At 60.1% G+C, this 12,775-nt stretch carries 13 protein-coding genes and 1 pseudogene; 6 read left to right on the top strand and 8 right to left on the bottom strand.

The window, feature by feature from the left end; genetic code table 11:
* Positions 1-79 precede the first annotated feature (79 nt).
* A complete protein-coding gene (locus Mhypo_RS15165; RefSeq protein WP_240637280.1) occupies positions 80-1,207 on the bottom strand; it encodes a phospholipase D-like domain-containing protein in 1,128 nt (375 codons plus the stop codon).
* Positions 1,208-1,439: 232 nt separating this feature from the next.
* Here Mhypo_RS15165 and Mhypo_RS15160 point away from each other — a divergent pair, with 232 nt between their 5' ends.
* The 4 genes from Mhypo_RS15160 (at position 1,440) to Mhypo_RS15145 (ending at position 5,564) form a co-directional block, all read left to right on the top strand.
* Entirely contained in the window at positions 1,440-2,069 is a 630-nt protein-coding gene (locus Mhypo_RS15160; RefSeq protein WP_119342113.1) for a TetR/AcrR family transcriptional regulator, read from the top strand.
* Between the two features lies 1 nt (position 2,070).
* The gene (locus Mhypo_RS15155) at positions 2,071-2,526 is read left to right on the top strand and encodes a methylated-DNA--[protein]-cysteine S-methyltransferase (RefSeq protein ID WP_119342112.1); all 456 of its coding nucleotides are present in this window, start codon (positions 2,071-2,073) and stop codon (positions 2,524-2,526) included.
* A 71-nt stretch (positions 2,527-2,597) separates the two neighbouring features.
* Positions 2,598-4,448 (top strand): S9 family peptidase, encoded by a 1,851-nt coding sequence (locus Mhypo_RS15150; protein WP_119342111.1) that lies wholly within the window; start codon positions 2,598-2,600, stop codon positions 4,446-4,448.
* Positions 4,449-4,676: 228 nt separating this feature from the next.
* Complete coding sequence (locus tag Mhypo_RS15145; RefSeq protein ID WP_119342110.1) at positions 4,677-5,564, top strand: DMT family transporter; 888 nt, start codon at positions 4,677-4,679, stop codon at positions 5,562-5,564.
* Between the two features lie 229 nt (positions 5,565-5,793).
* Here Mhypo_RS15145 and Mhypo_RS15140 read toward each other — a convergent pair whose 3' ends face one another.
* From Mhypo_RS15140 to Mhypo_RS15110, 7 genes are all read right to left on the bottom strand, one after another.
* Positions 5,794-6,087, bottom strand: a complete 294-nt coding sequence (locus Mhypo_RS15140) for a DUF3467 domain-containing protein (protein WP_119342109.1) — start codon at positions 6,085-6,087, stop codon at positions 5,794-5,796.
* Positions 6,084-6,437 (bottom strand): roadblock/LC7 domain-containing protein, encoded by a 354-nt coding sequence (locus tag Mhypo_RS15135; protein ID WP_119342108.1) that lies wholly within the window; start codon positions 6,435-6,437, stop codon positions 6,084-6,086. The genes Mhypo_RS15140 and Mhypo_RS15135 overlap by 4 nt, the downstream gene beginning before the upstream one ends.
* A gap of 10 nt (positions 6,438-6,447) precedes the next feature.
* Positions 6,448-6,780: a roadblock/LC7 domain-containing protein gene (locus Mhypo_RS15130; protein WP_119342107.1), complete on the bottom strand. Its 333-nt coding sequence runs from the start codon at positions 6,778-6,780 to the stop codon at positions 6,448-6,450.
* A 248-nt stretch (positions 6,781-7,028) separates the two neighbouring features.
* On the bottom strand, positions 7,029-7,616 hold the full coding sequence (gene recR, locus Mhypo_RS15125; protein ID WP_119342106.1) for a recombination mediator RecR: 588 nt from the start codon (positions 7,614-7,616) through the stop codon (positions 7,029-7,031).
* A gap of 61 nt (positions 7,617-7,677) precedes the next feature.
* Complete coding sequence (locus tag Mhypo_RS15120; protein ID WP_119342105.1) at positions 7,678-7,992, bottom strand: YbaB/EbfC family nucleoid-associated protein; 315 nt, start codon at positions 7,990-7,992, stop codon at positions 7,678-7,680.
* A gap of 54 nt (positions 7,993-8,046) precedes the next feature.
* On the bottom strand, positions 8,047-9,246 hold the full coding sequence (locus Mhypo_RS15115) for an MFS transporter (protein ID WP_119342104.1): 1,200 nt from the start codon (positions 9,244-9,246) through the stop codon (positions 8,047-8,049).
* Between the two features lie 724 nt (positions 9,247-9,970).
* Positions 9,971-11,770, bottom strand: coding sequence for a hypothetical protein (locus tag Mhypo_RS15110; RefSeq protein ID WP_119342103.1), 1,800 nt, complete (start codon positions 11,768-11,770; stop codon positions 9,971-9,973).
* Positions 11,771-11,792: 22 nt separating this feature from the next.
* Here Mhypo_RS15110 and Mhypo_RS15105 point away from each other — a divergent pair, with 22 nt between their 5' ends.
* Entirely contained in the window at positions 11,793-12,551 is a 759-nt protein-coding gene (locus Mhypo_RS15105) for a PP2C family protein-serine/threonine phosphatase (protein ID WP_119342102.1), read from the top strand.
* Positions 12,548-12,775: pseudogene (locus Mhypo_RS15100) on the top strand (protein kinase domain-containing protein); the annotation flags it as partial. The gene Mhypo_RS15105 and the pseudogene Mhypo_RS15100, both read left to right, overlap by 4 nt.

The raw sequence follows: 12,775 nt of genomic DNA, 5'->3' as shown, positions 1-12,775 counted from the left end.
GAAGGGGAGAGGGGCTTAGCCAGGGGCACTGGGGTGTTTGGTTGAGCGCTTTTCGTGGGTTATGTAGAGCTAAACATGTCTACAAACGGCTTCCAGCACGCCAGGTGGCCTCCACTTCACGCTGGTAGCGCTGGGCCAGGTTGCTGTCGCGCAAAATGAGCAGGTTTTCGTTGTTCCGACTAAAACCAGAGCTGGTGAAGTTATAGCTGCCCGTGACCACCCACTCGCCATCTACCACCATCACTTTGTGGTGCATGGTGTAGGGGTTGCCGTCCTTGCGGACATCAATACCGGCTTGCTTCAAGGTTTCATCCCGTGAGTTTTCCAGGTTCCTTGCCTCTATCACCACCCGAACCCGAACCCCCCTCCGGTGGGCTTGCACGAGAGTCTCGACCATGCGGGTGTCGGTCAGGACAAAAGCGGCAATCCAGATATCTCGATTGGCCCGCTTTAGCAAATCGAGAATAGCACCCCGGCCCTCGCGGCCTCCTGCCGGGCTAAAGTAGACGGTGCCCTCGGTGGCGCCGATCTGAAATCGCTCGGAGTGGCCCAGACCGCTTTCCTGGCCAGCGAAAATGGTATCGAACTCGGCCCGGTATACGTCTACCAGACCCCGCACCGGAAGCCACAGGCTGTTTTCGTTGTTGCGCTCGAAGGCGTTCCAGGTTAGGTTGGTGCTGCCGGTCCAGACCCCCAGGTCGTCAATCAGCACAAACTTGTGGTGCATCAGCGCGTTGTTGCGGCTGTCGTAGCAGACCTGTACCCGCTGCAAAGTCTCGCAGCGGGCCTGGCTGCTGCTTTTTACGCCCAGACTTTCGCGGGTTTCAGCGCGGTAGTCGGAATCGTTGAACATCCGCACCCGCACCCCCCTGGCGGCAGCCCGAGCCAGGGCCTGGCCGATCTCGCGGTCTTCGAGCTCGAGTGCGGCCACCTCAATGCGGTTTTGGGCGGAATTGATCAGGCCAATCAGGCGGCTTTTGGCCTCGCGGCCCTGCGCCGGGGCGAAGTAGAGCTCGAGCCCCCCCGGAGCTTGGTAGACCTGGGGAACCGGACGGAAGTAGGTATCCCAGATAAAGTACCCCACCACCCCCAGCAAAAGCAGAAAAAGCCAGATTCGGTCGCCGCTGCGGCGGGTTCGGCCCCGCCCCCTGGGCCGGAGCAAGCGCCACACGCTGGGCAGCAGACTGAAAATTGAACGGCGACGCATAGCAGATGTCTACTGTACAACGCAGCACAAAATTTGTTTGTGCGGGCTCTAGTTTGACCCCGAAAAGAGCAACGGCTCGCGGCGGGTAGTTGGTGAATCCTTGAAACGATCCTCAAGTCCTGCGCTGCGTGCCGAACACGGTATCGGATTGCTGCGCATCTGGTTTCGCGCCACTCAAAGCGCAACTCAAAGGTGACTAGCGCAATTTATTGGACCTGGGTACAATCTCTTCATGCTCAGTCTGCGGGAAAGGCAAAAGCTGCGTCGCCGTGATCGCATTTTTCGCACCGCTATCAACCTGTTCCGGGAGAAGGGGTTTCACCAGACCACCGCCACCGATATTGCTAAAGCCTCGCACGTATCGCGCGGTACTTTCTTCAACTACTATGCCTACAAAGAAGCTGTGCTACTCGATTTCGGCGCGCAACTGCTGAGCGAGTTGCGCGAACAGGCCCTGGCCGAACTGGGCCAGGGAGAGCCTCCCCTCGAGGTCTTGCGCCGGTTGTGGGATCGGCTGGCCGAGGTGAGCGAGCGGGAACGGGTACTGCTCTCGCCGCTGGCCTACGAGCTCCTGAACCCCGATCCTGAGCGAGCCAAAGCTGCCTTCGAAGCCCTGCCTCTGGGCGATCTGATTGCCGATATCCTGCGCCCGCTCAAGCTGCGCGGCAAGCTGCGGGAAGATATGTCGCTCGAGCGCATCTCCCGCTCGATTGCTGATGTGTACCTGCTCTCGGCATTGCGCTGGGCGGCCTATACCCCGGGGCGGCAGCTCAAGGAAGAGATGACCAAGTTTCTCGACCTCATGCTGGAAGGGGCCGTAACCCGCGAGACCAGCAAGCGCGAAAAAGCCGCTAAGACTTGAGATGTACAGCCTGCTGATTCCCACGCCCATTGGCCCCCTTTTTGCCAGGGCCAGCCATCAGGCCCTGCTATCGGTGGAGTTGCTGGTGCTGGGCGAAGGCTACCCGGAGCACCCCAACCGGCTTCTGCGTAGCCTGGCCCGGCGGGTAGAAGGCTATTTTGCCGGTAAGGGGGAAACTTTTTTGGGAATACCCCTGGACTATGCCGGTTTCGAGCCCCGCCGGGTGGCCCTGTACAAAGAAGTTCGGCGTATTCCCCTAGGTGAAACCCGCAGTTATGCCCAGATGGGACGCTTGTGCGGCCTGACCCCGAGGGCGGTAGGAGCGGGTATGCGGGCTTGCCCTTTCTTCCTGGTGGTTCCGGCCCAGCGGGTGATACATGCTGATGGCAGCCTGGGCGGTTTTGCTGGTCGTGAGGGCCTTAAGGAGTGGATGCTGCATTTTGAAGGCGCAAGATAGGGCCAGGGACGGCGGGGCAATCCTTGGCTGCATTACCTGTGCCTGACCCGCCGGTCAGGTAAAGTAGGGGGGTGACAACCGACCTGCTGTATCAACTCCGCTTCTTGTCCGACCTGACCGAAGGCCCTGGTGGCAAACCCCTTTTTGTTTACACCGATATCGAGCGACCCGAAAAAGAGCCCCCTCGCTACCGCTCCCGCCTGGCCATGTGGGATGGGGAGATGCATTTGCTAACACAGGGCGAGGCTAAATCGCCCTTCTGGCGGGGGCGCTACATTTATTTTACCCGCAAGGTAGACAAGGTACCCCAACTTTTTCGTTTGCCCCTTTCGGGTGGCGAGGCCGAGCAGATCACACAGTTCAAAGCTGGCATAGAGGGTTACAAGGTGAGCCCCGATGGCAGCCGGATCGCCCTGCTAACCCGAGGCGACTACGAGCCCCCCAAACCCGACGAACCCCGCATATACGAAACCTGGCCGGTCAAATTCGATGCTAGGGGTTTGTTGCCCGGGCAGCCCAGGGAACTCTGGCTGTGGGAAAACGCAACCGCCAGGCCTCTGGTCAAACTCGCTCAGGACGTTGAAGAGGTGGTTTGGAACGCGGTGGGCAACGGGTTATACTTCACCGCTTCGGGATCACCGCAGGAACGCTGGGGCTGGATTCAGCGGGCTTATCACGTAGGGTTGGACGGGCATATAGATGAGCTGTTTGGAGGGGTGGGGCCCATCGGCGGCCTCGAGCCCACCCCGGACGGCGGGCTGGTCTACCTGGCCCATGCCTGGGAACGGGGGGGTGGTACGGAGTCCAGACTCTATTACCGGGGGCTGGACGGAAATATTCGCCTGCTGGCCCAGGGTTCTTTCCTTAACTCGGTGAACTCAGATATGCGTATCGGCGCCGGCGTACAAACCCCCAGGGTGGGGCCCGATGGTCGGGTCTACGTGGTGGTCACCCACCAGGGTTCGGCCCGCCTGCTGGCGGTGACCCTGGGGGGAGAGGTGCGGTTCTTCAGCCCGGAGGAGTTCAACATCCTGGGCTTTGCCTTTTGTGGCAACGACCTCTACACCCTCTCGGAAAATTTCACCCACGGCGCTCGCCTGACCCGCCGGGGAGAGGTACTCTTCGACCCCAATGCCGGTGTGTTGCCTGAACTGCCCACCCCGCAAGAGGCGCGCTACAAGGCACCCGAGGGTCATTCCGTGCAGGGCTGGGTGTTGCTGCCGGAAGGCAAGGGCCCCCATCCCGTTGTTCTCTACATTCATGGCGGCCCCCACACCGCTTTTGGCAATGCCCTGATGCTGCAGTTGCAGCTCTTCCGGGCGGCCGGCTTTGCCGTGGCTTACTGCAACCCCAGGGGTTCGACGGGCTACGGACAGGACTATGTGGAGCTGGGCCAGCGCTGGGGCGATATTGACGAGCAAGACCTGTTGGGCTTTTTGGATCATGTGCTGGCGCAGTTTCCCCTGGATGCCCGCCGGGTGGCGGTGGCGGGGGGTTCCTACGGGGGCTACATGACCAACTGGCTTACCGCCCGGCACCCAGCCCGATTCAAAGCCGCCGTGACCGACCGGAGCATCTGCAACTGGCTGAGCTTTTATGGTGCATCCGATATCGGGCCGCGCTTTACCTATCTGCAACTGGGGGCCAGGCCCTGGGAACGCCCCGAGGTGCTGTGGCAAAAAAGCCCGCTCTCGCTGGCCCATCAGGTACAAACCCCCACCCTGGTGGTGCACTCCGAACAAGACCACCGTTGCCCTATAGACCAGGGCGAGACCTGGTACACGGTTTTGCTGCAAAAAGGGGTGCCCACACGGTTTTTCCGAGTGCCCGAGGAGGGTCACGAACTGAGTCGGGCGGGTCGCCCTGACCGCCGCATTGCTCGTCTGAATGCTTATCTGGAGTGGTTCAAAGCGTATTTGTAACAAGTAGGGTCAAGGGCGAGCGTTTGCCTGCAATAACCCTTTGAAGCCCTGCATCCCCCTTACCTCTAATACCAACTCAGCTCAAGCGCTTTGCACACTGTCGGAGCGGTAAGGTAGGGAGCAGGGGATGGGGGACAGGGTACAGGTGTTGGAAATCCACCACCTACCACCCAATCCCACGTTGTGTATCGTTGAAAGCTGGTTGCGCGCCTAAAGTTGGTATATGGTATGAGCTCCTACCTGTTCCCCGTTTACTCTGTGGTGGCCTGGGGTCTCAATTTCACGTTGATGAAGGTGCTGGTGGTGCAGTTGCCACCCCATGCCATGAATAGCCTGCGTACCCTCATCGCGGGGCTGATTTTCCTGCTATTGTGGCGCTTCCAGGAGCGGCTGACCTGGCGCGACTGGCTGATTGTGGGCGGTATCGGGATGCTGGGGAATGTGGCGTACCAGAGCTTGTTTTTGGAGGCGGTACCGCGCCTCTCGGCCTCCTATAACACCATCGTGAGCACCACTGGCCCGGTCTGGGTGGCCCTGATCGGGGCATGGTGGTTGCGCGAGCGGCTTTCGCTTCTGGGGTATGCCGGATTCGCCCTGTCGCTTTTGGGGGTGGTGGTGTTGAGTTGGGGTGGAGAGGGACGGCTCGAGCTGCTGGGCGTGCTCTATAGCCTAGGGGCGGCCCTGATCTGGGCAGTTTACACGGTGGCCTCGAGGGTGTTTGGTGAGCGTTACCGCCTTCTAACCTGGACCGGGGTCGGCTTCGTGGTGGGCATGCTGCCCTACTGGCTGTGGCACGCCCCCGAGGCTGCCCGCTTAGGGAGCAACCTTCTTTCGCCGCTGGTGCTGGTGGGGATTACGGCCTCGGCGGTGTTCGCGCTGGTGTTGGCGTTTTTATCCTGGGTGCGGGCCGTGCAGCTTTTAGGGCCGGTGCGGGTCGCGCCTTTTCAGTACCTGACGCCTTTGGTGGGGGTTGCGGCAGGGGTGCTGCTGCTGGGCGAGACACTGACCTGGGTAGACGTGTTGGCAGGGGTGGTGATTCTGTTGGGGGTGTTTATTACCCAGCGGGCGCGCTCGAGTGCTCCAGTCGTGGCCTCGGTAGGGCGGGGCAGGACATAGGTGCGCTCGAGTTTTCTTTGTGCCAAGCGCTTCAACGATACTGGATTATCCGAATCAAGACCCTCCGTAAGGGGCGCTCTTGACCTGGGGGAACAGGAAAGTCGTCAAATTCACGCCAGGTTTCAAACCGACACTCAACTACCCCGCCAGGCGCAATGGCCGTGCCTGGGGCTGCGTTGACCAGCAAAGGAGGCGGGATCTTCCCGCCTCCTTTGTGAGTCCTGAGGGCTCAGGCTTTGGTTGTGTCCATGGCTTCGGGGATGACCCCAAAGGTTTCCTCGTAACGCTGAATGTTCTCCGCCAGGCTTCGTAGCAGGGCCTTGGCATGTTGTGGGCTGGTAATTACCCGGCTGGTGACCACCGCCACGACCTGATTGGGCTGTCCGCCGGGTTGCATCAGGGCAAAGTCGAGGTAGAACTCGTTCTTTTGGTGCGAGAAGATGGCGAAATTGGCATACTTGCCAAGGGCGGTTTCGCGGTCAATATCTACACGTAGCTCAGGTACTTGTGAAACCTCACTCACGATAAAGCCTCCTGGAGGCGTGGGACACTCTTTTTGAGCTGGAAGCGCACCCGGCCCAGGCTTTGCATGGAATCCATCAGCACAACCAACAAGTACCCAGCCTCGAGCGGAACCAGCAGCACTGGCCCCTCGGGGTACTCTACCATGACCTCTTCGACCTCGCCGCGACCAAGTTCTTGGGACAGAGCCCGCGCAGAGGCCAGGGCCGTAGAAGCTGCACCCCCCAGAAAATCCACATCCGGGGCCTGGTCGGCGCGGAGACTCTCGACCACAAAGCCATCCTCGGCTACCAGCGCCGAGGCCAACACGCCTTTGGTGACCTGCAACTCGCCAAGCACTTCTTGAACCATAGATTGACTCCTAGATCGTTTGCGCCAGGCGCAGGGCTAGACGTGATAGCTCGTTGCCGATGCTCTTACGATCCGCGCCTTTCTCGACCACAGCTCCCAGAAAATAGCCACCAAATACCACCACCAGCACCTCCCGGTGTTCGGTAGCGATGGTGAAGCGCCGTAAGTCTCCTCCCAGGCTTCTGGCCAGAGTGCGGCTGGCCCTGGCGAGGGTAGCCAGCTCGGCAGCCAACAGCTCGGGCTCCGGAGTTTCCTTGCCTGCGCTCTCGATCACCAGCCCGTCCTGACTGGTCAGGATGGCCTGGCGGACTCCCAGTGGTACGAGGGTCTCGAGCATTTTCATGTGCTGCCCCCACAATCGTCCCAACACATACGGGTTTCAGCCTAGCATAGCCCCCGCCAGGGTTCTGCCCATTTGCACCAAAAAGCGTTATGTGGCGAGGGTGCTTGAATGAGAAGCCTTCCGAGCACCAGCAGCTTCTTTACCGGCCGCAAGCAGACAGTTCAGCACCTGGTCAACACAGTATTGTCCTCCGACCTGGCCTTGGTTTATCTCTGGGGTGCCCACGTGGGGGATTGCCGTTAGACGGGCTACTGATAGCCGCGGCGATTCTCCAGTGCCCGGGCCAGAGTCACTTCGTCGGCGTACTCGAGACTCCCACCTACCGGCAAGCCATAGGCCAGTCGGGTCGAGCGGACGTGTTGCTGGCTCAGACGCTCGGCCAGATAACCGGCGGTGGCCTCGCCCTCGACGGTCATGCCGGTGGCCAGGATAACTTCCTCCACGCCTTCTAGACGGGTGAAGAGCTTTTCCAGATAAAGCTGCTCGGGCCCAATTCCCTCCAGGGGGTTCAGGGCGCCGCCTAGCACGTGGTAGAGACCGTTGTACTCACCGCTACGCTCGATGGCCATGAGGTCGGAGATGGTCTCAACCACACAGATCACCGTCTTGTCACGCTCGGGGTCGGCACAGATGGGGCACAGTGCGTCTTCGGCCAGATTGCCGCACACCGGGCAGGGGTGTAGAGCCTGAGCCGCTTCCAGGCTGCCGAGCAAATCCGCCGACATATCGGGGTTTTGCACTAAAAACAGCCCCAGCTTCTGGGCGCTTTTGGGGCCCACCCCCGGCAGGCCAGCCAGGGCCCGCACGAGTTTGAGGAGTCGCTCAGGGTAGCGCATAACAAGGCCGATAGCCGATAGCCTTTAGCCATTTGCTACTGGCTATAAGCTACCAGCCAGCTTAGAACATCCCCCCCAACATGTTGCCGATGCCCCCGAGTTCCCGGCTCATCTCTTTTTCCGAAAGATCGTGGGCCTTTTTTTGGGCATCCTGGATAGCGACCAGGAGCAGGTCTTCGAGGGCCTCGAGGTCGTCCTTGTCCACGGCTTCGGGTTTGAGTTTAACCCCCATAATTTGCCCGTGACCGTTGGCTGTGACCTCGACCAGGCCCCCGCCAGCGCTGCCCACCACCATCATGCCACCCAGCTTTTCTTGTACCTCGGCGGCTTTCTTCTGGGCCTTCTGGGCCTCTTTCATGATTTTCTGGATGTTCATCTATGCCTCCACAACAACATCCACCATTATGGCATCAAGCAGCGCCCCATACCATCACCCCGGTCTGGCTTCACTGGTCAGGCGCGGGATGCCACCCCATAAAAATACCGTAAAGACCGCTAAAAATACCGCGATACCAGAGAAGTACAGCACCGTCAGTACCCCCAGCCGTGGCTCTAGAACCCCTGCCAGAAAGGTGCCGATCAAGACCGCACTTTGCATGGTGGCTCCAAAAGCCGCCATGATGCGACCCCGCAGCTCGGGCGGTGCGGCCAGCTGGATGATGGAGCGGGCCGGTACGATAAACATGGTGTTCAGGATGCCCAGCGCAACCATGGCAACCCCGGCCCAGACTGGGAAAGGAAACAGGCCGGTGGAGGCTAAAAAGAGTCCCCATGTTCCCAGCCCCAGCAGGAACACTGTCTCGCGGGATAGGCGTTTGATTAGAGGCATGGTCACAAACAAGCCCAGGATGGCCCCTCCGGCCATCAGGCCCTCGAGCACCCCAAACCCCTGTACCCCAATTTTGAGGGCGCCCACCGCATACACCACCCCCAGCGCAGCCTCTACGGAGCCAAAAGCAGCAGCTAGGGCCAATGTTCCAATGGTTCGGCTGAGGGTGGGGTTTTGCCACAGCGGGCGCAGGCCCTCGGCCACGGCAGCAAAGTAGTTGCTCTTGCCCGCCTTGCCAGGAAGCGGGGGTAGAAGGGCCAGCAACACAGCGGCAATCAGGTAAGACGTAGCATCTATCCAGAAGGCCGGGGCTGGCCCCACATTTGCGACCAGCACCCCTGCCAGGGCCACAAAAGCCACATCGGCGAAGCGGCTGACAAAAGTCATCAGGCCGTTGGCCCCATCGAGTGCTGACTCGGGCACCATATCGGGGATGGCGCTGTTGCTGGCCGAGTAATGTACCGACTCAAAAACGGCCATCAGAAACGCAATGACCATCAAGAGGGGCATCGAGGCAATGGCAAACAGCGGGATACAGGCGACCAGGAGGGCCCTGGCCAGATCGGATAGAACCATCAGGGTACGGCGGTTGTACCGGTCGGCCAGGGGTCCCAGCAGCGGCCCAAGCACTGCGCTGGCCAAAAACTGTGCGCCCAGAATCAGGGAGACCCAGACCGCATTCTGGGTTTCCTGATAGGCCACAAAGAGCAGAGCAATGCGGTGAATCTTGCTGCCAACCAGCGATATCAGGCTGGATATAAACAGCCAGCGAAATGCGGTGTGTCGCAATATATCCCACATAAGTTGCCCCATCATACCTTGTCAATCTATTATCGTAAATATAGACTAAGTATAGTCTTATCGGGATAAGTGTATTCAAGAAGCTTCCCGCTTTGCTGGTGTGCCGTTTGCGCTTTTGAGCGCTCTTCACATAGGCTAAGCCTCTCGAGAATCAAGAATCCTCTATCCGAGACATAACCGTTGCTGCCCGGAAACTCGAAACCCAAGCACTCGTGGGCCGGGCCCGGCCCACGCTTGGGTGCGTAACGTGCGTCTGGGCGCAGACGCATTCTCGTTTTCGCGGGTGGCAACGTCTGTAAAGGGCGCGGTAGGGCGGTTTGCGGTTTGATCCGAGGGACATAGAAATAGCAAGCCCAGGGTAGCCGCATAGCGGCTATAGCCTAACGGTTACCCTTCGCCCTGTTGATGATAGTAGCGCTCACCTTACCCCAGGGCTATTTCCTGAAAACCGCCCTATGCAACCCATATCGCTGTATCGACCATTTAGGGGCAGCGCGCACTGAATTTCAAGCGATTGAATTTGGGAGCATTTATGCATCTGCACGTTGGAATCCACTATGTACGATCCAGAGCCAGCTCTACAGCCGCGCCACTGCAAGCCGCTCCAGCGAATGGCACTGGGCACAAATGCACCCTTCTATCGTAGGCGCATCTAAACGGTATTGGGGGCTGGAGATACAGCTTGCTGGTAAACGCGGAGCGGTCAGGCCTTCTGCAATGAGCCTCAAGAAACGGGCCGGTTCTGGGGTTGAATGATGACCAGGCTATGGGCTACCCTTACTCCTTCTCGAGCCAGTACCAAACCCCCCTCGGGCACCATCCAGATCATCAAATCCAGCAGTTTGCGGGGCACCAGCCCGGTAGAAGAGACATACACGGCATCATCCTGGTAGCGCAACGAAAGCACAGCGCTGCCTGCCTTGACCGTGCTGGGGCTGTCACCTACGGTGGTGGAGTCTACGTTCTCGCCCAGGGTATCGCGGGAGGGGGGGCTAAAACCCAGCCATTCGGAGAGCTCGAGCCGCAAGACCTGGGCGTAACTTTCTAACTCGAGCGCCCGCGCCACTTCGGCCAGATAGGCTGTCCAGCTCGAGTTCCTTTCAATGCGGCCCTTGACTACCTCGAGGCCCTTGCGGGCAAAGTCCTGGAGGTTGTCTATGGGGGCTTCGCCATATTTGCCAGCCGATTCGGGGCTGAACAGGGCATAGTTGACCTCGCCCTTGAACCGGGCCGAAAGTGCTCGTAGCAAGCGCAGGTAGGCAAAGTGGTTTTCCGGCCACATCAGGAAGGCCATCACCCGCCCTTCGGCCAGGAGGTTGGAAAGGGTGGCCGCCTCGCGGGGCTCGATGCGCAAATGTAGGTAGTCCTGATAGCGGATTACATGTAGCTCGGCATCCGGAAGGGTTAAGCTGAAAGCTGCGCCCTCTTCGATCATCCGCTCTTGCCCATCCACACTCAGGCCAAAGAGTTTGCCTGCTTGTGAGATGCCAATTTCGTGGTTCCAGAAGTAGAAACGTTGCGGCATCAGGCGCAGATTGAGGGCCCTGGCATCGTGGGGAACGGCCTGGAGTCCATACTCCGGGCTCTGGCTGCCCAGAATTTTGGGGGGAATATGCGGCCAACTGGCCTCGCCCCTGGGGCTGGGTAGGTAGCGGGTGAGCAGGGTGGTCAGGCGCTCGATGGCTGCTGAAAAACGCCCCCGGTCGTCCTCCATCACCAAGGACATCCGGCGCTCCTCGGCGGCGGCGGCCTGGAGACGCTCCTCCAGGGCCCGAATTTCCCCAATGCTCAGGTTCTGGCGGTGGGCCTCCTCGAGCGCCCGGCGCAGGGTCTCGAGACTGGGCCCCCGAATGCTGGTGCGGAGCGAACCTTCGCTTTCCAGCACTCGCCGGGCAAAGCGCCTTATGTAAGGCACGGTTTCTTCCGGCGGCAGCTTGAGCTTACCTGAAAGGGCAAAGGCCTCACGAAACAGCTCCATCAGCATGTTTTTGGCAACGACGGGGTCCTCCAGGTGCACCCTGGGATCGGAGACGCTGGGAATGGGGTGGGCCAGCACAAAGCGCGAGAGGTTGTAGTCCTGAGCAAACTGGGGGCTTTTGGAATAGGCCTCGAGGTTTTGCAAGATGGCATAGGTCATGCGCAGCTCGTCCCGCTTACCATGATTGAACGACTTGGCGGTACGCAGGAGGTCGCGCTCGAGCCGGCTCCAGTACACAGCCTCGGCCAGCTTTTCCAGGGCCTCGCGCTCGGGGCTGGCCGCAGGGCTGTCCTCTTCAACCAGGATGGTGCCCAGATCGGGGGCGCTGCCCTCGTCCACGGCGGTCTTGTAACCGGGCCGGTGGGCTTTGAAACGTGCATCTATATCGCGAAACTTTTTAGCCAGCGGGCCCGGCAGGTTGGACTGGATTAAGGTCTGGCGCAGACGGGTCAGGCCCGCCATCCCCCCTTTGGGTTCGGTGCCAGCTACAAGGTCGTCTACCTTGTATTCATATAGCTCGAGTAATTCAACCAGGCCTGCCTTCATTCAGACGGTATTATAAGGTGTCATGCGATTGGCACGGCTTGAAATTGCCACAGAATCCAATATTGGTCGTCGTCGTAGAAACAACGAGGACTTTCACCGCGTTGCCGTACACCCGACCCCCGCCGGCAACCTGGTCTTGCTGGCCGTGGCTGATGGCATGGGTGGGGCCGAAGCGGGTGAGCTGGCCAGCAAGCTGGCTATTGAAGGGGTCAGCTCCGCCGCCAAATCCTACGCCGAACACGCCGCTACGGGTCGCCCTGGGGTGGGGCTCAACCTGGTCATGGACAAGGCCTTCAAACTATCCCAGCGGCGGATCGTACAAGAGGGCGAGCGGGTGCCTTCACGCAAGGGCATGGGCACCACCCTCACCGCCGTCATGCTGACCGAATGGAACCGGCAGGCCGTGATTGGGCACGTAGGCGATACCCGCGCTTACCGCTACTCCTCGGGGCGCTGGACGATGTTGACCCAGGACCACTCCTGGGTAGCCCAGCAGGTGCGCCAGGGGGTGCTCACCGCCGACCAGGCCGAAGACCACCCCTGGAAGCACATGCTGACCCAGGCCCTGGGACTGTCCGACGTCCGGCACGACATTATTTCGGTGAACTTTGCCCCTGGCGAGGTGCTGGTGCTGGCTACCGATGGACTCTATGGCCTGGTGCCCCCGGAAGAATGGAACATTAGCGGCGATTTGCAATCGGCTCTCGAGAGCTGGGTCAGCAAGGCTTTGGTGCGTGGTGGAACAGACAACATCACGGTGGTTGCTGCGAGGTTCAAATGAGCTACCTGATTGCTTTGTTGCTGGTCGGCATCTCCGCCGCACTGATCTTGCGCATAGGACGTACCTGGCTGATGCTGGCATTGGTAGCGCTGGTGCTGGGTGGATTGGTGGTGCTGGGGGCTCAACCCCTGGTGCTGGCTACGGCCCTGTTGTTGGGCCTGGCTTCGATGTGGGCTCCTAAATCCACCCGGGTGGCCTTCAAACCCCGCCCCAGGCCCGCACCC

The organism is Meiothermus hypogaeus (genome assembly GCF_003574035.1).
Lineage (GTDB): Bacteria > Deinococcota > Deinococci > Deinococcales > Thermaceae > Meiothermus > Meiothermus hypogaeus.
Note: the sequence above shows the minus strand (reverse complement) of the source record. Positions and strands in the feature narration are given on the sequence as shown.

Excerpts from the sequence above, each read along its gene's own strand:
- Mhypo_RS15135 (WP_119342108.1), bottom strand. The coding sequence starts at position 6,437 with ATGGTTCAAGAAGTGCTTGGCGAGTTGCAGGTCACCAAAGGCGTGTTG.
- Mhypo_RS15120 (WP_119342105.1), bottom strand. The coding sequence starts at position 7,992 with ATGAACATCCAGAAAATCATGAAAGAGGCCCAGAAGGCCCAGAAGAAA.
- Mhypo_RS15155 (WP_119342112.1), top strand. The coding sequence starts at position 2,071 with ATGTACAGCCTGCTGATTCCCACGCCCATTGGCCCCCTTTTTGCCAGG.
- Mhypo_RS15130 (WP_119342107.1), bottom strand. The coding sequence starts at position 6,780 with ATGAAAATGCTCGAGACCCTCGTACCACTGGGAGTCCGCCAGGCCATC.
- recR (WP_119342106.1), bottom strand. The coding sequence starts at position 7,616 with ATGCGCTACCCTGAGCGACTCCTCAAACTCGTGCGGGCCCTGGCTGGC.
- Mhypo_RS15115 (WP_119342104.1), bottom strand. The coding sequence starts at position 9,246 with ATGTGGGATATATTGCGACACACCGCATTTCGCTGGCTGTTTATATCC.
- Mhypo_RS15105 (WP_119342102.1), top strand. The coding sequence starts at position 11,793 with ATGCGATTGGCACGGCTTGAAATTGCCACAGAATCCAATATTGGTCGT.
- Mhypo_RS15110 (WP_119342103.1), bottom strand. The coding sequence starts at position 11,770 with ATGAAGGCAGGCCTGGTTGAATTACTCGAGCTATATGAATACAAGGTA.
- Mhypo_RS15165 (WP_240637280.1), bottom strand. The coding sequence starts at position 1,207 with ATGCGTCGCCGTTCAATTTTCAGTCTGCTGCCCAGCGTGTGGCGCTTG.
- Mhypo_RS15145 (WP_119342110.1), top strand. The coding sequence starts at position 4,677 with ATGAGCTCCTACCTGTTCCCCGTTTACTCTGTGGTGGCCTGGGGTCTC.
- Mhypo_RS15160 (WP_119342113.1), top strand. The coding sequence starts at position 1,440 with ATGCTCAGTCTGCGGGAAAGGCAAAAGCTGCGTCGCCGTGATCGCATT.